This is a genomic window from Bacteroides sp. L008 (assembly GCF_040812255.1).
Taxonomy (GTDB): Bacteria; Bacteroidota; Bacteroidia; order Bacteroidales; family Bacteroidaceae; genus Bacteroides; species Bacteroides vicugnae.
The window spans coordinates 394265-414134 of sequence record NZ_JBFNXO010000002.1 but is presented as its reverse complement, the minus strand read 5'-3'; the positions used below and the strand labels follow the sequence as shown (position 1 = coordinate 414134).

General features: G+C 44.3%; 15 protein-coding genes. 5 read left to right on the top strand and 10 right to left on the bottom strand.

Annotated elements, in window-relative coordinates:
- Positions 1-65: 65 nt before the first annotated feature.
- The 5 genes from AB3G73_RS20855 to gldH all read left to right on the top strand — a co-directional run bounded on the left by AB3G73_RS20855 (position 66) and on the right by gldH (position 4846).
- Positions 66-578, top strand: a complete 513-nt coding sequence (locus tag AB3G73_RS20855) for a ferritin-like domain-containing protein (RefSeq protein WP_004299950.1) — start codon at positions 66-68, stop codon at positions 576-578.
- 187 nt (positions 579-765) lie between these two features.
- Positions 766-1719 (top strand): methylenetetrahydrofolate reductase [NAD(P)H], encoded by a 954-nt coding sequence (metF, locus tag AB3G73_RS20850; protein ID WP_074558936.1) that lies wholly within the window; start codon positions 766-768, stop codon positions 1717-1719.
- 1 nt (position 1720) lies between these two features.
- Positions 1721-2845: a DNA polymerase III subunit delta gene (locus AB3G73_RS20845; protein ID WP_320978817.1), complete on the top strand. Its 1125-nt coding sequence runs from the start codon at positions 1721-1723 to the stop codon at positions 2843-2845.
- A 14-nt stretch (positions 2846-2859) separates the two neighbouring features.
- Complete coding sequence (locus AB3G73_RS20840; RefSeq protein ID WP_148363871.1) at positions 2860-4395, top strand: regulatory iron-sulfur-containing complex subunit RicT; 1536 nt, start codon at positions 2860-2862, stop codon at positions 4393-4395.
- Positions 4373-4846, top strand: coding sequence for a gliding motility lipoprotein GldH (gldH, locus tag AB3G73_RS20835; RefSeq protein WP_148363872.1), 474 nt, complete (start codon positions 4373-4375; stop codon positions 4844-4846). Before AB3G73_RS20840 ends, gldH begins: the two co-directional genes overlap by 23 nt.
- 10 nt (positions 4847-4856) lie before the next feature.
- Here the strand turns inward: gldH and rodA are convergent, their stop codons facing one another.
- The 10 genes from rodA to AB3G73_RS20785 form a co-directional block, all read right to left on the bottom strand.
- Complete coding sequence (gene rodA / locus AB3G73_RS20830; protein WP_148363873.1) at positions 4857-6314, bottom strand: rod shape-determining protein RodA; 1458 nt, start codon at positions 6312-6314, stop codon at positions 4857-4859.
- The gene (gene mrdA / locus AB3G73_RS20825; RefSeq protein ID WP_148363874.1) at positions 6295-8157 is read right to left on the bottom strand and encodes a penicillin-binding protein 2; all 1863 of its coding nucleotides are present in this window, start codon (positions 8155-8157) and stop codon (positions 6295-6297) included. Before mrdA ends, rodA begins: the two co-directional genes overlap by 20 nt.
- A 2-nt stretch (positions 8158-8159) precedes the next feature.
- Positions 8160-8657, bottom strand: a complete 498-nt coding sequence (gene mreD, locus AB3G73_RS20820; protein ID WP_195649246.1) for a rod shape-determining protein MreD — start codon at positions 8655-8657, stop codon at positions 8160-8162.
- A complete protein-coding gene (mreC, locus tag AB3G73_RS20815) occupies positions 8654-9499 on the bottom strand; it encodes a rod shape-determining protein MreC (RefSeq protein WP_122136129.1) in 846 nt (281 codons plus the stop codon). The genes mreD and mreC overlap by 4 nt, the downstream gene beginning before the upstream one ends.
- Before the next feature lie 7 nt (positions 9500-9506).
- Positions 9507-10529 carry a rod shape-determining protein gene (locus tag AB3G73_RS20810; RefSeq protein ID WP_004304915.1) on the bottom strand — a complete coding sequence of 341 codons (1023 nt, stop codon included), beginning with the start codon at positions 10527-10529 and terminating at the stop codon, positions 9507-9509.
- Between the two features lie 89 nt (positions 10530-10618).
- Positions 10619-12142 (bottom strand): bifunctional phosphoribosylaminoimidazolecarboxamide formyltransferase/IMP cyclohydrolase, encoded by a 1524-nt coding sequence (gene purH, locus AB3G73_RS20805; RefSeq protein ID WP_367745555.1) that lies wholly within the window; start codon positions 12140-12142, stop codon positions 10619-10621.
- Between the two features lie 151 nt (positions 12143-12293).
- Positions 12294-14330 (bottom strand): M13 family metallopeptidase, encoded by a 2037-nt coding sequence (locus AB3G73_RS20800; protein ID WP_148364236.1) that lies wholly within the window; start codon positions 14328-14330, stop codon positions 12294-12296.
- Between the two features lie 47 nt (positions 14331-14377).
- Positions 14378-16345, bottom strand: coding sequence for a ribosomal protection-like ABC-F family protein (gene abc-f / locus AB3G73_RS20795; protein ID WP_195649247.1), 1968 nt, complete (start codon positions 16343-16345; stop codon positions 14378-14380).
- Between the two features lie 142 nt (positions 16346-16487).
- A complete protein-coding gene (locus AB3G73_RS20790; RefSeq protein ID WP_074558949.1) occupies positions 16488-17399 on the bottom strand; it encodes a nucleotidyltransferase in 912 nt (303 codons plus the stop codon).
- Positions 17400-17527: 128 nt separating this feature from the next.
- Positions 17528-19870, bottom strand: coding sequence for a BamA/TamA family outer membrane protein (locus tag AB3G73_RS20785; RefSeq protein WP_195649248.1), 2343 nt, complete (start codon positions 19868-19870; stop codon positions 17528-17530).

Here is a 19870-nt window from a genome sequence, read left to right as displayed (position 1 = left end):
CAAACAAAAAGAACCTCCGTCTGTTACATTAGCGATTTAAACATAGTAACCTAAACTTTAAAATTATGGCTAGAGAAAGTGTAAAAATCCTACAAGGTAAATTAGATGTAGAAAGTTTAATTTCACAGTTGAACGCAGCATTGGCTGAAGAGTGGTTGGCATATTACCAATATTGGGTAGGTGCATTAGTAGTGGAAGGCGCCATGCGTGCCGACGTACAAGGTGAGTTCGAGGAACATGCCGAAGAAGAACGTAGACATGCACAGTTGCTTGCCGACCGTATCATCGAGCTGGAAGGGGTTCCGGTACTTGATCCGAAACAATGGTTCGAACTGGCAAGATGCAAATATGATGCTCCGCAAGGCTTCGATTCAGTCAGTTTGCTGAAGGATAATGTTGCTTCCGAACGCTGTGCCATTCTCCGTTATCAGGAAATTGCCGACTTTACTAACGGGAAAGATTTCACCACTTGTGATATCGCCAAACATATTCTTGCCGAAGAGGAAGAACATGAACAAGATTTACAAGATTATCTGACTGACATTGCCAGAATGAAGAAATCATTTCTCGAAAAGTAAATTCTAATTTAATAATGATTAGGTGAGAGAGGGTGCGTCCGAAATACAGGATATGCCCTCTTTTATGTAATAGTGCGATAAAAACCAAACTATTTTCAAACAAATCAAGAAGAAATCTTTCTTTTTTCGTATTTTTGTCCCAATATGCATGTTTAATCCAAGTAGATAACAACATCAACGAAAAGGAATGAAAGTAATTGATTTAATAAATAACAGTAAAGGTACAGCTTTTTCTTTCGAGATTCTCCCTCCTTTGAAGGGAACCGGAATCGAAAAGCTCTATCAGACAATCGACACTCTTCGAGAATTTGATCCGAAATATATCAATATCACCACGCATCGCAGCGAATATGTCTACAAAGATCTCGGCAACGGGCTCTTTCAGAGAAACCGCCTGAGAAGACGTCCGGGAACAGTTGCCGTAGCGGCAGCCATTCAGAATAAATATAATATTACTGTGGTTCCTCATATCCTGTGCAGTGGTTTCACGCGTGAGGAAACCGAATATGTATTGCTGGATTTGCAATTTCTGAATATCACAGATTTGCTGGTACTTCGTGGGGACAAGGCTAAACATGAATCGGTCTTTACTCCCGAAGGAGACGGATATCATCATGCGATTGAATTGCAGGAGCAGATTAATAATTTCAATAAGGGAATCTTCGTTGACGGTTCAGAAATGAAAGTCACCGCCAGTCCTTTCTCGTATGGCGTGGCGTGTTATCCGGAAAAGCATGAAGAATCTCCTAACATAGAGACAGATCTTTACTGGCTGAAAAAGAAGGTAGAAGCTGGTGCAGAGTATGCTGTAACACAATTATTCTACGATAATAAGAAATATTTCGATTTTGTGGAGCAGGCTAAGGCAGCAGGTATCAACATACCTATCATTCCGGGAATCAAGCCTTTCAAGAAAATCTCCCAACTAAGCATGGTCCCCAAAACATTCAAGGTGGATTTGCCGGAAGCTCTGGTGAAAGAAGCATTGAAATGCAAGAATGACGCGGAAGCCGAACAGGTGGGTGTTGAATGGTGCGTGGCTCAATGCAAGGAGTTGATGGAACATGGGGTTCCGAGCATCCATTTCTACTCCATCGGAGCAGTAGACAGTATCAAGGAAGTAGCCAAAATCATTTATTGATATGTTTTTCAAAGACGTAATCGGACAAGAAGAAATCAAGCAACGACTCATTCAGGAAGTGAACGAGGGGCGTATTCCACATGCCCAACTCATTTGCGGTCCCGAGGGAGTTGGTAAAATGCCATTGGCTATCGCATACGCACGCTACATCAGTTGCACCAATCGGGGCGAGGAAGATGCTTGCGGTGTCTGTCCGTCTTGTGTGAAATTCAATAAGCTGGTACATCCGGATGTGCATTTCGTATTCCCCATCGTGAAAAGTGCGAAAGGCAAGAAAGAAGTGTGTGATGATTATATTGCCGATTGGCGGCCATTCGTTATCAACAATCCTTATTTCAACCTCAACCATTGGTTGGGTGAAATGGATGCGGAGAACTCGCAAGCGTTGATTTATGCCAAAGAGAGCGATGAGATCCTGAAGAAGCTCAGTCTGAAATCCAGTGAGGGTGGATTCAAGATTACGATTGTATGGTTGCCGGAGAAAATGCACCCGGTATGCGCCAATAAGTTGCTGAAACTGCTTGAGGAGCCACCCGAAAAGACGATTTTTCTATTGGTTTCCGAAGCTCCGGACATGATTCTGCCTACCATCTTGAGCCGTACTCAACGTATGAATGTGCGGAAAATTGACGAAGCCAGCATCGACCGGGTATTGCAGAGTAAATATCATGTTCAGCCTGCGGATAGCATCTCGATTGCCCATCTGGCAAACGGAAATTTCGTCAAGGCACTCGAAACGATTCATCTGAATGAGGAGAATCAGTTATTCTTCGAGCTCTTTGTCAACCTGATGCGCTTATCCTATCAACGGAAAATAAAGGAGATGAAGATGTGGAGTGAACAGGTGGCCAGCATGGGACGCGAACGCCAGAAAAACTTTCTGGAATATTGCCAACGTATGATCCGCGAAAACTTTATCTTCAACCTGCACCAGCGCGATCTGACGTATATGACTATTAACGAACAGAATTTTGCAACCCGCTTTGCACCTTTTGTCAACGAACGTAATGTGATGGGTATCATGGACGAATTAAGCGAAGCGCAACTACATATAGAACAAAATGTAAATGCTAAAATGGTATTTTTCGACTTCTCACTGAAGATGATCGTACTGTTGAAGCAATAATAAATATATAACTTATGGAATATAAACTTCATAATGGGAGCGGTGGCCTTTGCTGCAAAGGATGTTCCCGACAAGATAAAAAACTGAATACCTACGACTGGCTGGCTGACATACCGGGCAATGCGGAGGAGAGTGACATGGTAGAAGTGCAATTCAAGAATACCCGGAAGGGATATTTTCGGAACAGCAACAAGATCAAACTGGAAAAAGGAGATATAGTTGCCGTAGAAGCTGCTCCGGGCCATGACATCGGAGTAGTTACATTAACCGGCCGGCTTGTTCCCCTGCAAATGAAGAAAGCAAACTTCAAGGCAGATACGGAAATCAAACGTGTTTACCGGAAAGCCAAACCAGTGGATATGGAGAAGTTCAACGAAGCCAAAGCCAAAGAACACGCTACCATGATCCGCGCACGCCAAATTGCATTGAACCTCAATCTGGATATGAAAATCGGTGACGTGGAGTATCAGGGAGATGGTAATAAGGCTATCTTCTACTACATCGCCGATGAACGGGTAGACTTCCGTCAGTTAATCAAAGTATTGGCCGAAGCTTTCCGTGTACGTATCGAGATGAAACAAATCGGTGCCCGTCAGGAAGCCGGACGTATCGGCGGAATTGGCCCTTGCGGACGCGAACTGTGTTGTGCCACATGGATGACAAGTTTTGTGTCTGTGTCTACCAGTGCCGCCCGTTTTCAGGACATCTCACTAAATCCGCAAAAACTTGCCGGACAGTGTGCTAAACTGAAATGTTGCCTGAACTATGAGGTAGACTGTTATGTAGAAGCGCAAAAACGACTTCCTTCGAGAGAGATAGAGTTGGAAACAAAAGATGGTACTTTCTATTTCTTCAAAGCAGATATTCTAAGCAATCAGGTTTCTTACTCTACGGATAAGAACTTCCCCGCCAATCTGGTTACAATCAGCGGCAAACGCGCTTTTGAAGTCATCTCCATGAATAAAAAAGGGATGAAACCGGACAGCTTGATCGAGGAAGAAAAGAAACCGGAACCGAAGAAACCGGTTGACTTGCTGGAACAGGAAAGCGTTACCCGCTTTGACCGTAGCCGGAATAATAAAGATGGCGGCAATAACGCTAACCGGAACAATAAAAAGAAGAAGAAAGGAAACAATAACAATAATAACGGTAACCGCCCGCAACAACAAACGGAAGGTGGAAATCGTCCGCAACAACCTCAACGGGAGAATGAAAACCGCCCGCAGCCGTCAGAAAACGGCAACAGAGGGGAAAGGGACAATCGACCGAGAAATAACAATAACAACCGGAACAGAGGACAGAACCAGGGACGGAATAACGAAAACAGACGTCCGGAAAGGGGACAGAACCAAGAACGCCCACAAGGACAAGAGCGCCCCAGTCAAGAACGTCCGCAAGGTCAGGAACGCCCACAACAACAAGACCGCCAACGGGAGCAGCAAGGACAGGAACGTCAAGAACGTCGTCCTAATTTGGAGCGTCCTTCCAAACCAGAAAGAAATCAGAATCAGGAGAAACTGCCAAATAATGAAAGGTCTACTCAAGAATAGTTTATTTATTCTATTCAGTGCTTGTTTACTGACAGCCTGCAATGATAATACGGTGTATCACTCCTATCAATCCCTCCCTGACGAGGGATGGGAAAAGAGTGATACACTCTCTTTTCAAATATCCATAACCGACAGTATTCCCACTACCCTCCGGCTTTTTGCAGAAGTCCGCAACAGAATAGAGTATCCTTATCATGACCTCCACTTATTTATCAGTCAGAATCTACAGGATTCTACGGTATGGCGCACTGACACAATCGCTTTCAGCTTGGCTGATTCTGAAGGGAAATGGACTGGACATGGATGGGGAAGCATTTACCAATCGGAAACTTTTTTTAAATCTCTCCTCCCCTTGCATTCCGGCAACTATACTATCAAAGTGATAAACGGAATGAAAGATGAAAAACTACAAGGATTGAGCGATATAGGCATCCGCATTGAAAAACAGTAAAAGGTAAAAGTTAAAGCCTTCTGCCACGGCCTGCATCAATCCGCAGGAAAATAAACAGCAATATCGTAAATCCCCATAAAGAAGAGCCTCCATAACTAAAGAAAGGTAATGGAATACCAATAACCGGAGTCAAGCCCAGCACCATACCGACATTGATAAACAAGTGGAAAAGGAAAATACTGACGACCGAATATCCATAAACCCGGCCAAAATTCGAAGTCTGCCGTTCGGACAAGAAGATTAATCGCAAAATCAAAATAAGGAATGCCAACAGGACAGCAGCCGAACCAACAAAACCTTGCTCTTCACCTACTGTACAGAAGATAAAGTCGGTATCCTGTTCAGGCACATACTTTAACTTCGTTTGCGTACCATTCAGGAACCCTTTTCCTGTTAATCCACCGGAACCGATGGCAATCTTAGATTGATTCACATTATATCCGGCACCGGTCAAATCTTCTTCCAAACCAAGCACTACTTTAATACGGACTTGCTGATGGGGTTCCAGCACATTGTCAAATACATAATTACTAGAATACAGGAACCCGACAGAACCGATTGCAAACAGAGCAATCAGGAAATAAGTACGTTGCCGCTCACTTAATGCCAGATAAATCAGATAGCCTATCATTACAGCACAAAGCCCCCATTGCACCCAAACCAGACTAAAGTGCACCCAATATTCCGATATTAAATAGGTAATCAGCAATATGATCAAACTTCCACCAATGATATTGCGGGTAGCAGCCCATTTCTTGCGATATACCCATACCATGCCACCGGCAAATAATAGAATCAACAGCAATACGATAAATTCTCCCAGCGGCGTAGGAGTATCGGCAATAAATACTTCATCAAAACGGATGCCGACCACAAAGTAGATTACCGCGCATACGCCTGCAAAGAGCACTACCCCCGGCATTCCTTCACGATAAAGAACCAGAAAAAAGGCGAGATAAACCAATGCAGAACCCGTCTCCCGCTGACCGATAATCAATAACATCGGAAGCAGAATGATAAATCCCAGGATAAAGGCACACTTTTCTTTTTTGATGCTGAATGAATAAGAGTTCATGTATTTGGCCAAAGCCAAGGCTGTGGCAAACTTGGCAAATTCGGCAGGTTGCAAGCTAACCGGCCCCATCACCAGCCAAGAGCGTGACCCCTTTGTGTCCGGCGCTATGAAGATGGTAACGATGAGCAAGAGAATCATTCCTACATATATAATGTACGCGAACATATCATACATACGGTCTTCCAGCATCAACAACACAAATCCGAGCCCGAAGGAACAGATAATCCACACAAACTGTTTACCGGCACGGGTCGAAAAATCCAGAAAATCACGTTCACCATAGTCGTAACTGGCTCCGCAAACGCTGAACCATCCACCAACAATCAGGAGCAGGTAAATAAAAATCGTTACCCAGTCCAGTGATTTCCACAAACTATCGTTCCTCGTTACCATACAATATCACTCTGTTACTAATTTCTTCCGCTCTTAATTCATTTTCCGGTGATAACTTCCCGTTTATATATTGTTCCATCATCAACGCACCAACAGGCACTCCATAAGTAGCTCCCCAACCACCGTTCTCCACATAGACGGCAATAGCTATCTTGGGTTTATTCATAGGTGCAAAACCCATAAATACCGAGTGGTCGTGCCCACGATTCTGTGCAGTACCTGTTTTACCACAGGCCTCCAACCCCGGAACCATTACGGACAGCATACGGCAGGTACCACCGGTGGCTGCGCCACGCATCCCTTCTACTACTGATTCATAATGCCTCTTCTCAATAGTGGTATAACGCGGTACACGATAGATGCTATCCAACTGGTTATCCTGGATTTCCTTTACAATATGCGGTGTCACGAAATATCCTCTGTTGGCAATCGTCGCCCCCAAGTTAGCAATCTGAAGAGGAGTGGACAGAATTTCTCCCTGTCCGATAGAGATACTGATTACGGTTAATCCGTTCCAATGTCCGCGATAAGCTTTATCGTAGAACTGTGCATTCGGAATCAAACCACGTTTTTCTCCCGGCAAATCGACTCCCAGTTTGTAGCCGAATCCCTGCGAAACCATGTGATCTTTCCAGACCGTTATGGCATTTTGCGGTGAACCGTATTTACGATCGCCGAACATACGAAACAGTCCCCAACAGAAATAGGAGTTGCACGAAGTGGCAATGGCAGGAATCAGAGGCAAGGGAGAACCATGAGCGTGGCAACCTACTGTCAATCTTCCGTAATGGAATCCATGCGAGCAAGGGAATGCCGGACTTTGTTCGGTAATAATTCCTTCTTGCAAGAAGGTCAGTCCCTGCGCTGTTTTAAAAGTAGATCCCGGAGGATACACTCCCATCAAGGCACGATTCAGAAGTGGTTTCGTCATATCACGTTGCAAAGCCAGATGATTCTTTCCACGCTGACGGCCAATCATCAAGTGCGGATCGTAATTGGGAGAGGATACCAGACAAAGGATTTCCCCGGTTTCCGGTTCGATAGCTACAACACTTCCGATTTTATTCTTTAATAAACGCTCGCCCAGCATCTGCAAGTCAATATCCAGGCTCAATGTCAGATTCTTACCGGGAACGGAAGGACGGTCATATTCGCCATCCATATAATGCCCCTGGATACGGCCATGTGCATCACGAAGCAGAATTTCAATTCCTTTCTCGCCACGAAGATATTTTTCATACGATTTTTCAACTCCCAGTTTGCCGACATAGTCACCACGAATGTAGTATCCTTCTTCATCAGCCTCCATTTCTTTTGCGGAGACTTCTCCAATATCTCCTAAAGCATGAGCGGCAGCGTTGTAGGTATACTGGCGAATGGTACGCCGTTGAATATAAAAGCCACGGAACTTAAATAGTTTTTCCTGAAAGACACCACATTCCTCTGCCGAAAGTTGCGACATAAACAACTGGTTGGTATAGCGGGAATATCCCGGATTACGGCGACGGTCTTTCATGTCGCTCATAATTTTCAGGAACTGCGAACGGGTGATATTCAGCGATTGGCATAAATCGAGGGTATCGAGATTCTCGACTTCCTTCGGCACAATTGTTATGTCATAGGCCGGCTGGTTGAATACCAGCAATTTGCCGGTCCGGTCGTAAATAGCACCGCGTGAAGGATACTGAATTTTATTCAGAAAAGCGTTACTGTCAGCATTCTTTTTGTAGTCATCAGTCATGATCTGCAATACAAAAAGACGTATCAGATAAATCAGAACAATGGAGAGAGCAATACCTCCGATTACAAATTTGCGCTTCTCTAAGATATAATCTTTTGCCATCGTTACCTCTTAATCCCTTCTATAGCTATGATACAGGTTACAGTCAGAACAGTGCAAAGGAGCACTCGCAACAATAACAGCCAAATGCTGGTAAATGAGAAGAACTCGATGGAGAGTAATGCCAGACTGTGCACAAAAACACTTGCAGTAGTATATTTTAGAAAAGGACTGATTCCCATCGTCTTGAAAGAGGGAATGAGGCTGTCCGGATTATCACGGGGCATGAACAGACGAAGCAAAGAGGGCCGGAGAAAAGCAAGCAATACGGCAGCCGCTGCATTCATTCCCGGAGTATCGGAAAAGATATCAATGGTCAGTCCGAAGAAGAAAGCCCACAGCATCAGTTCATTGCGGGAAGTGCCGGAGCTGAACTTCAGAATAAAGTAAATATAGAGAAAAGGAGTTGCGTATCCGGCAATATGCACATTATTCAGAATCAGTACCTGAAGAAGCACCAAGCCGATAAACCATCCGATTCTATGTATATAAGTAATTATCATTCTTGCGTCACCTTGTTTTCAAGTTTCTTCTGTTCTTCCTGTCCCGTCCGGGCTATCACGCGAACATCACTCAACTTACCGAAATCAGTAGCCAGCTTAATCTTCAACAGATAGGAAAGTCCGTCATTAGAATCGGACATATCATCCACCGTTCCCACCATGACACCTTCCGGAAAGACAGTCGAGAAACCGCTGGTGACGACCGTATCTCCCAAATTAAACTCTGCATGACGAGGCAGGTCTTTCAGATAAGCATAGCGCGAATCTCCATGTTCCCACTTCAGGTAGCCGAAGTAATCGCTACCGACAATCTTACAACTGATATTCGACTTGCTGTTCAGTACCGAAATCACCACCGAATAAGAAGGGGATGTTTCATAAACAATCCCTACAATTCCATTACCGTCCACGACTCCCATTTCGGAGCGAATGCCGGAAGAAGAGCCTTTATCAAGTGTGATATAATTATCAACGAGATTCAAGCTGTTCTTTATCACATGAGCCTTGAACAGCTCATAATCCGTTTGCGACACCTGCCGAATACTTTTGATAGTCAGAGAATCAAGCTGACGCTCTCTCAATGCTTTCTCCAGATTAGTAATCTGTTGTTCGAGCACCATGTTCCGGTCCATCAGGTCTTCATTGACCGATTTCAGATGAAAATAAGAGGAAACTCCTCCCGAAACTTCATAAACTGCCCCCACAACCGTATTGGCAGAAGTGAAGAATGCACTCTGCTGATAACGGTTGAACCGAAATAACAAAACAAAACTGGCTACCTCCAATACGATGAAGAGGAACCAGTAATTGTATTTCAGAAGGAAGTTTAATAAATTCCTCATTCCCGGTTTATCTCATTAAGAAAGAGAAACGGTCTACGTTCTTTAATGCCACACCTGTACCTTTGGCGACTGCGTGCAAAGGATCTTCCGCAATATGGAAAGGAATGTTGATCTTGTCGGTCAAACGCTTATCCAGTCCACGAAGCAATGCACCACCTCCGGAGAGATAGATACCATTGTGCACAATATCAGCATACAGTTCAGGAGGCGTATTTTCCAATGCACTCAAGATAGCAGTTTCAATCTTTGAAATAGATTTCTCCAGACAGTGAGCTACTTCCTGATAGCATACAGGCACTTCCATTGGAAGAGCTGTAATACGGTTCGGACCATGAACGATATAATCTTCCGGAGCATCTTCACCCAGTTCGGTTAAAGCAGCACCCACATTGATCTTGATACGTTCTGCCATACGCTCGCTGACTTTCACATTGTGCTGACGGCTCATGTATTCGCGAATATCTTCTGTCAGGTCATCACCGGCAGTACGAATGGAGTTGTTGGAAACGATACCTCCCAAAGAGATAACGGCAATTTCCGTAGAACCACCACCTATATCGACAATCATGTTTCCTTCCGGAGCTTCTACGTCGATGCCGATACCGATTGCCGCAGCCATCGGTTCAAAAATCAAATAGACATCACGGCCACCGGCATGTTCCGCAGAGTCGCGAACAGCACGGAGTTCGACTTCCGTACTTCCCGAAGGAACGCCAATCACCATGCGAAGAGAAGGTGAAAACAAATGGTTGCGAGTATTCACCTGCTTTATCAAACCGCGCATCATCTGCTCGCAAGCATAAAAGTCGGCAATCACTCCATCTCTCAACGGACGGATAGTACGTATGTTTTCGTGGGTTTTTTCATGCATCAACTTCGCCTTTTCCCCCACGGCAATCATCTTTTCTGTACGGCGATCCAAAGCAACGACTGACGGCTCATCCACCACGATTTTCCCATTCGTGATGATAATGGTATTGGCTGTGCCCAAGTCCATTGCGATCTCTTGTGTAAAAGAAAATAATCCCATTCTTGAATAATTTATTAAAGTGGAGTATTAAGTTTAAGTATTATAACTGTGCAGTGCAAGTTAACACTAAAAACTTAATACTTATTTTTTTAGTGTTTAAAATGACGGATACCGGTAGTCACCATCGCCATACCATGCTCATTGCAATAAGCAAAGGATAAATCGTCTTTTACCGAACCTCCCGGTTGGATAACAGCCGTAATACCTTCTTTATCTGCAATTTCCACACAGTCGGGGAACGGGAAGAAAGCATCGGAAGCCATCACTGCACCATTCAGATCAAAACCGAATGATTTGGCCTTTTCAATTGCTTGCTTCAATGCGTCTACACGCGAAGTCTGTCCTACACCGCTTGCAAGAAGTTGCTTATCTTTTGCCAATACGATGGCATTAGACTTGCTGTTCTTTACAATTTTATTGGCAAACAACATATCTTCTACTTCTTCCGGAGTAGGAGCTTTGTCTGTCACGGTTTTCAGGTCAGCTACCGTTTCAATATTAGTATCTTTATCCTGCACCAATACGCCATTCAGTAAAGCACGGAATTGCTTTTTAGGCAATTTGGCTTCTTTACGAACGAGGATGATGCGGTTCTTTTTCTGTCCCAGGATTTCGAGTGCATCCACATCATAATCCGGTGCGATAATCACTTCGAAGAAAATCTTGTTGATTTCTTCCGCTGCTTCTTTGTCAATGACGCCATTCGTAATCAATACACCTCCGAAAGCAGAAACCGGATCACCGGCCAATGCGTCTTTCCAAGCATCCAGAACAGTAGTGCGGGAAGCCAGTCCACAAGCATTGTTATGTTTCAGGATAGCGAAAGTGAGGTCGTCGAATTCGTCAATCAGGTCAACGGCAGCATTGATATCGAGAAGATTGTTATAAGAGATTTCTTTTCCGTGAATCTGGTCGAACATCGCTTCCAGATTTCCGTAGAAATAACCTTTCTGATGTGGGTTCTCACCGTAACGAAGTTGCTTCTGGCTATTTACCGAGCAACGGAAAGCAGAGCCTTCGCCGGCATCGAAATAGTTGAAAATAGCCGAATCGTAATGAGAAGAAACGGCAAATGCTTCTTTTGCCATCCAACGGCGTTCTTCGAGTGAAGAAGTAGCACCGTGCTCCATCAACATATCCAGCAATGGTTTGTATTGAGCTTGAGAAGCCACAATGATTACATCGTTGTAGTTCTTGGCTGCGGCACGAATCAGAGAGATTCCGCCTATATCGATTTTTTCAATAATATCTGCTTCAGATGCACCGGAAGCTACCGTAGCTTCAAACGGATACAAATCAACAATCACCAGATCTATCTCGGGGATTTCATACTTCTCAATCTGTTGCATATCCTGCTCCAAGCCGCGACGGCAAAGGATACCTCCGAATATTTTCGGATGTAATGTCTTTACTCTACCACCGAGAATAGAAGGATAAGTGGTCAAATCTTCCACTGCCTTGCAAGGATATCCCAATGATTCAATAAACTGACGAGTTCCGCCTGTCGACAAAAACTCTACTCCCTCTTCATGAAGTTTGGTAATAATTTCGTCCAAACCTTCTTTATAGTATACAGATACCAATGCAGTTTTTATTTTTTTAGACTCTGACATTGAATTGCTTATTAAGTATTTGGTGTGCAAAGTTACGAAATATTGTTTATCGTACGTAATAAATAAGGTGTGAATTAATAAAAAAAAGCGTTGACCCTCCTCAATGGAAAATCAACGCCTCTTCGCAGTTGTGTTTTCTATTCAAAATCTATTACCAGATAGACACTCGTTTATCCTTAGGTACAAACATCGGATCCTGCTCGGTAATTTTGAATGCTTCATACCAATTTTCGATATGAGGAAGAGCACCGTCCACACGCCATTTTCCTAATGAGTGAGGATCGAGTTTAGTTAACCGGAGAATTTCTTCAGGACGGATATTTCCTGCCCACACATTAGCATAAGCAAGAAAGAAACGTTGTTCCGGAGTAAATCCGTCAACAATTTCCAATGGTGCAGCTTCTGTTGCTTTCTTGAAAGCCTGGAAAGAAACCTGCAAACCTCCGTGGTCGGCGATGTTCTCTCCCAATGTCAGGCTACCGTTTCCGTGTACGCCCGGAGCCACTTCAATGCTGTCAAAGAAGTTCACCATTACTTGGGCACGTTCTTCGAACTTTTTAGCATCTTCTTCCGTCCACCAGTCTTTCAGGTTTCCGTCTTTGTCATATTGACGTCCCTGATCGTCAAATCCATGAGTCATCTCATGGCCGATGACCACGCCAATTGCACCGTAGTTCATAGCATCGTCCGCATTCATATCGAAGAACGGAGGTTGCAGGATGGCTGCCGGGAAGCAGATTTCATTGGTAGTCGGGTTATAATAAGCGTTCACAGTCTGGGGAGTCATCAACCATTCATCCTTGTCTACCGGTTTGCCGGCTTTAGCAATCATTTCGTTGTAATCCCATTGGTTCGCACGTTCAATATTTGCCCAGTAAGAATCATTTTTGATCTCCAGTGCAGAGTAATCTTTCCATTTATCAGGATAACCGATTTTTACATGGAAGGTAGCCAGTTTCTCCAACGCTTTTTCTTTGGTCGGTTCGCTCATCCATTCCAAACCTTTGATGCGTTCACCCAAAGAAGTTTGCAGGTTCTTCACCAGTGTAACCATGCGTTCTTTAGCAGCAGCAGGGAAGTACTTTTCCACGTACATTTGTCCTACCACTTCGCCAAGCACACCGTCTACGGTGCTCACAGAACGTTTCCAACGAGGTTGCATTTCTTTCTTGCCGGACATTGTTCTGCTGTAGAAATCGAAATTCTGTGCTTCAAAATCATCGCTTAAATAAGAAGCGGCAGCATCTATCAATCCCCATTGGAGATACAGTTTTTGATCGTCCAGCGATACGGTGTTAATCACATCGGCTACTTCCTTCATGGCAGCAGGCTGACCGATGTTCACTTCCTTCAGATCTTTCAAACCGGAAACGGTGAAATAAGTATCCCAGTCGAAAGTCGGGAAGTTCTTTTTCAACGTTGCCATGTCCATCTTGTTATAATTAGCATGAGGATCACGCAATTCCACTTGTGAACGAGCTGCTTTCGCCAGACGGGTTTCAATGTCCATCACTGCTTTTACCGCTTTCTGTGCAGTAGCGTCATCATAACCTGCCAACTGGAACATCTTGGCGATGTGTTCCTGATATTTGTTACGGATATTTTTAGTCTGCTCGTCATCTTCCAGATAATAATCACGTTGTCCCATTCCGATACCTCCCTGATAGGTTTGTACGATATTCATGGAACTGTTCATATCGTCTGCACTTACGAACATGGTGAAGTAAGGACGGATGCCTTTCTTCTGGCTTTCGGCGATATATGCATAGATTTCTCCTTTATCCTTGAGAGCGTCAATGGCTGCCAGTTCCGCTTTGATCGGAGCTACACCTTCCTGATTCAGTTTCACGCTATCCATTGCGATATTATAAAGATCGCCTACTTTCTGGGCAGCACTGCCCGGTGCGTTATCTTTCTTTGCAGCCAATTCGGCAATCAACGCTTTCAGTTGCTCACGGCTGTTTTCGCGCAACATATCGAATGTACCGAAACGTGAATACTCGTCTGTCAGCGGATGATCTTTCACCCAACCTCCACAGGCATATTGATAAAAACTTGTACCCGGCACAGCCGTGGTATCCAGATTAGCAAGGTCGATACCGGACGTCAGCACGGCCTCTTTCTTACTGTTACATCCTGTTGTCATAAGGCATACGGCAAGAATTGGTAAATACTTGGTTACTTTCATACTCATATAATATGTTATAGAATTATCATGCTATTGGAAAGGAAGTTCTAGCCTTTCACTTCTTTCACTTCTTCCAGTTCCATCGAAACTCGCTCCCACTCTTCAACAATAGTATCCAACTGCTGTTTCAGTTTCTGATGCTGCTCATACAGTTTCATATCCGAAGCTCCTTCGGGAGTGGCCATTTTCACTTCTATAATGGCTATGGCCGATTCGGTTTCTTCGATCGAGGTTTCGCAATCCGCAACTTGGCGCTCGAGTTTCTTCACTTTCTTATTCAGTTCTTTTTGAGCTTCATAAGAGAGTTTGTTTTCCGAAGGTTGTGCGGCTTCCTGTTCATTATTTCCTTTGGCAGATGCCGTAGGAGAAGTGGATAAGCCTGCCCCTTTCTGAAGTTCGTTCAAGCTATCTATCTTTTTCTTTTGCAGAAATTCATAGATACCGCCGAGGTGTTCTTTTACCAGTCCGCCACCGAACTCATATACTTTAGTCGCAAGTCCATCCAAAAAATCACGGTCGTGGCTGACAAGAACTACGGTTCCGTCAAATTCGCGGATCGCTTCTTTCAATACGTCTTTCGAACGCATATCCAAATGATTGGTCGGTTCGTCCAGAATCAGGAAGTTGACGGGTTCCAGAAGAAGTTTAATCATTGCCAATCGGGTACGTTCTCCACCGGAGAGGACTTTCACTTTTTTGTCCGAGGCTTCGCCTCCAAACATGAAAGCTCCCAGTATATCACGTATTTTCAGACGGATATCGCCTGTAGCTACCCGGTCGATCGTATCGAATACAGTCAGGTTCTCATCCAGCATTTGCGCCTGATTCTGCGCAAAATAGCCGATTTGTACATTATGACCGATGGTGAGCTTACCATCAAAGTCAATCTCTCCCATGATACACTTTACCAATGTAGATTTACCCTCTCCATTCTTACCGACGAAAGCTACTTTCTCTCCCCGGTTGATAGTGAGGTTTACATCATGGAAAACAACATGGCTGCCATACGCTTTGCGTACATCTTCGCAAATCACAGGATAGTTTCCGCTACGGCTGGCAGGAGGAAACTTCAAACGAAGCGAGGAGTTATCTTCTTCATCTATTTCAATGCGGTCTATTTTATCCAGCTGTTTGATACGGCTCTGCACCTGTACGGCTTTGGTAGCTTTATAGCGGAAGCGTTCGATGAAGTCTTCCGTATCCTGTATCTGTTTCTGTTGGTTTTCGTATGCACGGAGCTGTTGTTCGCGACGTTCTTTACGCAGAACTACAAACTCATCATATTTCACTTTGTAGTCATAAATCTGGCCACAAGTGATTTCGATGGTACGGGTCGTTACATTATTGAGGAAAGCACGGTCGTGGCTGACCAATACGACTGCATTGGCACGTGTAGCCAGAAAGTTTTCCAACCATTGGATACTTTCAATATCGAGGTGATTGGTCGGTTCATCGAGCAAGAGTACGTCCGGGCGACGCAAAAGCAACTTCGCCAATTCGATACGCATACGCCATCCGCCGGAGAATTCCGAAGTAGAACGTTCGAAGTCCTCCCGGCTGAATCCCAGTCCGAGCAGAGTCCGTTCGATTTCCGCCTGATAGTTTGTACCACCCATCATCAGGAAGCGGTCATTTTCATGCGTGAAACGGTCTATCAACTGATGGTATTCTTCCGAATCGTAGTCTGTCCGTTCGGCTAGTTCCTGATTCATCCGTTCCAACCTCGCCTGAAGTTCAAAAATATGTTCGAATGCCAGTTCCGCCTCTCCCATCACCGTCCGGTTGTCGGAAAGAATCATGACCTGCGGCAAATATCCGATGGTTACATCTTTCGGAGTGGCTACAATGCCATGTGTCGGCGACTGCAAGCCGGCTAATATTTTCAGCATGGTTGATTTGCCGGCACCATTCTTGCCGACCAACGCAATGCGATCTTTCTTATTAATTACATAGCTGACGTCCTCAAAAAGCGGCGTCGCATTAAATTCTACTGATAATCCTTCTACTGAAATCACTTCTGCTTCTGATTTATAACATTTTGGACTGCAAAGATACTGAATATTTATTAGATACAGCTTAGTATTATACGTTATGAAAAACAAAAAAGCAGTCATTCTGATTGAATGACTGCCCTCTATCTTTACCTATGTATCTTCTTTAGAACAACTTAGCAGGATATTCGCCGGCATCTACCAATGCCTGAATCTTGTCTACTACGCTCTGACGATCTTCCGGATAAGTAACACCAAACCATTTGCTGGTAGTATCCAATACTTCAACAGTAGCAGTTCCGTCATTAATCAATTTATCCACCATCAATGGGATGAAGAATTCGCTCTTCAGGTTTTCCATGTTCTTCGGATCGCTAAGGAAAGTCTTGAAAAATTCCTGGCTGTAAGCGAAGTAATCAGGAGTGAAGCCCCAGAAGTTCATACTTACCGGAGTCGTGTCAGGAGTAGCAGTCCATTCGCCATCATCACCGATATATTTCACTTCACCGTCAAGACGTTGAATCTTCGTACGTTCTACTACAGATGTCAACAATCCTTTAGCATCTGTGCTACAGATACCACGAGATACCGTACCGCTTTCGCTCAAGGTATTTCCTACACGGAAACCTACCATTGAATAAACGTTCTCTGAATTTTCAGGAAGAGCTGAAAGGAATTTACCCATTACCTGGAAAGAATCGCGACCATAAAAGTCATCGCAGTTGATTACTGCAAACGGTTCTTTAATCACATCAGCACCCATCATTACTGCATGGTTTGTACCCCATGGTTTTGTACGGTCTGCCGGACAAGTAAAGCCTTCCGGAAGATCGTTGATAGACTGAAATACCAGTTCGCAAGGGATGTGACCTTCGTATTTGGAAATAATTTTATCACGGAAATCTTGCTCAAAATCTTTGCGGATTACAAATACAAGCTTACCAAATCCGGCATTGATAGCATCATAGATAGAGTAATCCATAATAGTTTCGCCATTAGGACCCAGTCCGTCTAATTGCTTCAAGCCTCCATAACGGCTACCCATACCGGCTGCCAATAAGAATAAAGTTGGTTTCATAAATTGTGTAATATTAAAAGGTTAGTGATGTCAACGGCATCAGATTTCGTTGCAAAATTACAAAAATAGTTGAATCCAACAGGACAAATATCAATCATTATTTACCAAAATCGTACAAAAATCATTCATTAGAAGGGATAACCGATAGCAAAATGTATTCCCAGATTCTTCATAAAGCTTCCTGTGACATTGTAATATCCGCTTCTTTCGGTATCGTAAGGCAAATGCAAAGGTATACCGAAGTCGAGACGGAACACCAGAATATCCATATCATACCGAATACCGACACCAGTACCCAAGGCGATTTGTTTCGGGAAAGTTTTCAGTTCGAGCTGTGAGTCCGGACGAGCCTCATCTTTACGCATCAACCAGACATTTCCGGCATCTAGGAAAGTAGCTCCCCAGATACTCTTAAAGATACGGAAACGATATTCTACATTTGCCTCGAAACGGAAAGTACCCGTCTGATCGAGGTAGGAATAGCGGCTTTCCGACGGATGGTAGCCACCCGGTCCGATGCTACGCACCGTGAAGGCACGAATACTGTTGGCACCGCCTACATAGAATTGTTCGCTGTAAGGGGCTATCGTTGCATTACCGTAAGAGAAGAGAGCACCCAAGGCCACACGGGAGGCAATCTTATTATTCTTGTCCATATTCCATAAATGGCGGAACTCCGTATTCAGCTTTACAAACTGTGCGAAAGGTACGTTGAGCAAACGCTTATCCTCTTTGTTGAAAGGCTGACCGAAAGCACGGTAAATCAAGGAGGTCAAGTTTCCGGCAGAAGTAATGGTGGACTGCCACCAAATCGGATTCTTTATACCGCGTGCGGAAGCGTTATCATACGTATAAGTATATTCCATGGCAGGAATAAACTGGTCTTTCAAACTGATATATAAGGCCGGATTAGCTTCGGCTATTGCGATAAATTCGTCCGATTGATGTTGCAGGACATTGAATGTCAACTTGAAAGGGGTAATACTATGTCGGCTTGTACGTGTCGGCTGGAAATCGTAGGTAGCATTTCCACCGAAGGATAGCAGTTTGTAATATCTGGCGCGGTTCAACTGGTCGACGTACAGGCGGAAAGTCGTTGTTGCCGGAAAGTCGAACTCTCGTTTTCCCAAATGCGGGAAAACCACCCGTGGGAAAGTCAAAGAAGTAGAAACTCCCATCTCCCAGCTATTCATCAGAGAACTCTTCTCTCCTCCGCCGGTTTGCCACTCATAAGAACCTTTCAGCTTTACATTCCAGCTTTCTCCACCTCCGAACACATTGTTCCGGGTGACGCCGAATGAGGCTCCCGGACCGGTCTGGTCGTTACTTTTGGTTACGACATTCAATTCCAGCTCGGCATCCAGCGGCTTGGCAAAAGTAGCTTGCATGGTTACGTTCAATGTATCACAAACGGCTGTCGTATCTTTCGGAGCATATTGCAAATCCAGATAACTGAAGATTCCCAACTGGCTAAGTTTCTCCTGCACCTGCTCCTGTCGATACTGACTGTAAAGCCGGGTGCGGTTGGAAGCACGCATCTGTGTATTCCGCACAAATTGCTGATAGTTCAACCACCGATAAAGCATATTCGGACGAACCTGCAATTTCTTATAGAAATGAATATTCAGATTCTTGTACATCATGCTATCATTCGGCATTTCTCCATTTTTCCCAAATAAATAGACGGAAGCATCTCCTACATAGTAAGGACGCTGCGCAGCAGCAGGCAATCCCGACACAGGAATCAGACGAAGACTGATGTGTCCTCCGGGCACTAAAGTTGTATCTGCCTGATAAGTCATATAGTCGGGACGGAAATAAAAATATCCCCGGTTACGTAACAGCGTACTGATACGGGTACGTTCTTCATCCAGATCGACCACGTTAAACTGCTCACCGGGATTTATATAGGACATCCGGCGCCCCCGTTCCATAATACGTAAAGTCTGGGGTGTGAAACGCTGATAATAGACCGTATCAATAAAATAAGGGTTCTTCATGTCAACCGTATAAAGAATGCTTGCTTTCAGGCTGTCTTTCTTATCCACCAAGGTTTCATAAGTCACTTTCCCGTTAAAATAGCCATAATCACGGAGCAAGTTAGTAGCCACCTTGATACGCACTTCCGGATTGACAGTGGAAATAAATACCGGAGGGTTGGCAGCCAGGCGGTTGAACATCCACTTTCCAAATCCCTTTTTATATTTCACAAAGTCATTATACATCCACATTTTAAAAGGAATAGGCAGAAGGCCTCCTAACATCTTTGTACTGGGAGTTTTGTCAAGAGCCGCATCAATCTCTGTTAAGGCCGTCTCTCCTACCGGTGTTGCCGACTTATTCTCTACTACCGTTTTTCCTCCTGTATAGAGTACCTCCCCTTCAGGCAGGTGTTTTGTCACCGAACAGCCCGAAAACAAAATGATACCAATCAGACAACTTGCTAATATGTTATTATATATCCCTTTCAT

Coding starts and splice junctions, on each gene's coding strand:
- AB3G73_RS20855 (WP_004299950.1), top strand. CDS start 66: ATGGCTAGAGAAAGTGTAAAAATCCTACAAGGTAAATTAGATGTAGAA.
- metF (WP_074558936.1), top strand. CDS start 766: ATGAAAGTAATTGATTTAATAAATAACAGTAAAGGTACAGCTTTTTCT.
- AB3G73_RS20845 (WP_320978817.1), top strand. CDS start 1,721: ATGTTTTTCAAAGACGTAATCGGACAAGAAGAAATCAAGCAACGACTC.
- AB3G73_RS20840 (WP_148363871.1), top strand. CDS start 2,860: ATGGAATATAAACTTCATAATGGGAGCGGTGGCCTTTGCTGCAAAGGA.
- gldH (WP_148363872.1), top strand. CDS start 4,373: ATGAAAGGTCTACTCAAGAATAGTTTATTTATTCTATTCAGTGCTTGT.
- rodA (WP_148363873.1), bottom strand. CDS start 6,314: ATGGTAACGAGGAACGATAGTTTGTGGAAATCACTGGACTGGGTAACG.
- mrdA (WP_148363874.1), bottom strand. CDS start 8,157: ATGGCAAAAGATTATATCTTAGAGAAGCGCAAATTTGTAATCGGAGGT.
- mreD (WP_195649246.1), bottom strand. CDS start 8,657: ATGATAATTACTTATATACATAGAATCGGATGGTTTATCGGCTTGGTG.
- mreC (WP_122136129.1), bottom strand. CDS start 9,499: ATGAGGAATTTATTAAACTTCCTTCTGAAATACAATTACTGGTTCCTC.
- AB3G73_RS20810 (WP_004304915.1), bottom strand. CDS start 10,529: ATGGGATTATTTTCTTTTACACAAGAGATCGCAATGGACTTGGGCACA.
- purH (WP_367745555.1), bottom strand. CDS start 12,142: ATGTCAGAGTCTAAAAAAATAAAAACTGCATTGGTATCTGTATACTAT.
- AB3G73_RS20800 (WP_148364236.1), bottom strand. CDS start 14,330: ATGAAAGTAACCAAGTATTTACCAATTCTTGCCGTATGCCTTATGACA.
- AB3G73_RS20790 (WP_074558949.1), bottom strand. CDS start 17,399: ATGAAACCAACTTTATTCTTATTGGCAGCCGGTATGGGTAGCCGTTAT.
- AB3G73_RS20785 (WP_195649248.1), bottom strand. CDS start 19,870: ATGAAAGGGATATATAATAACATATTAGCAAGTTGTCTGATTGGTATC.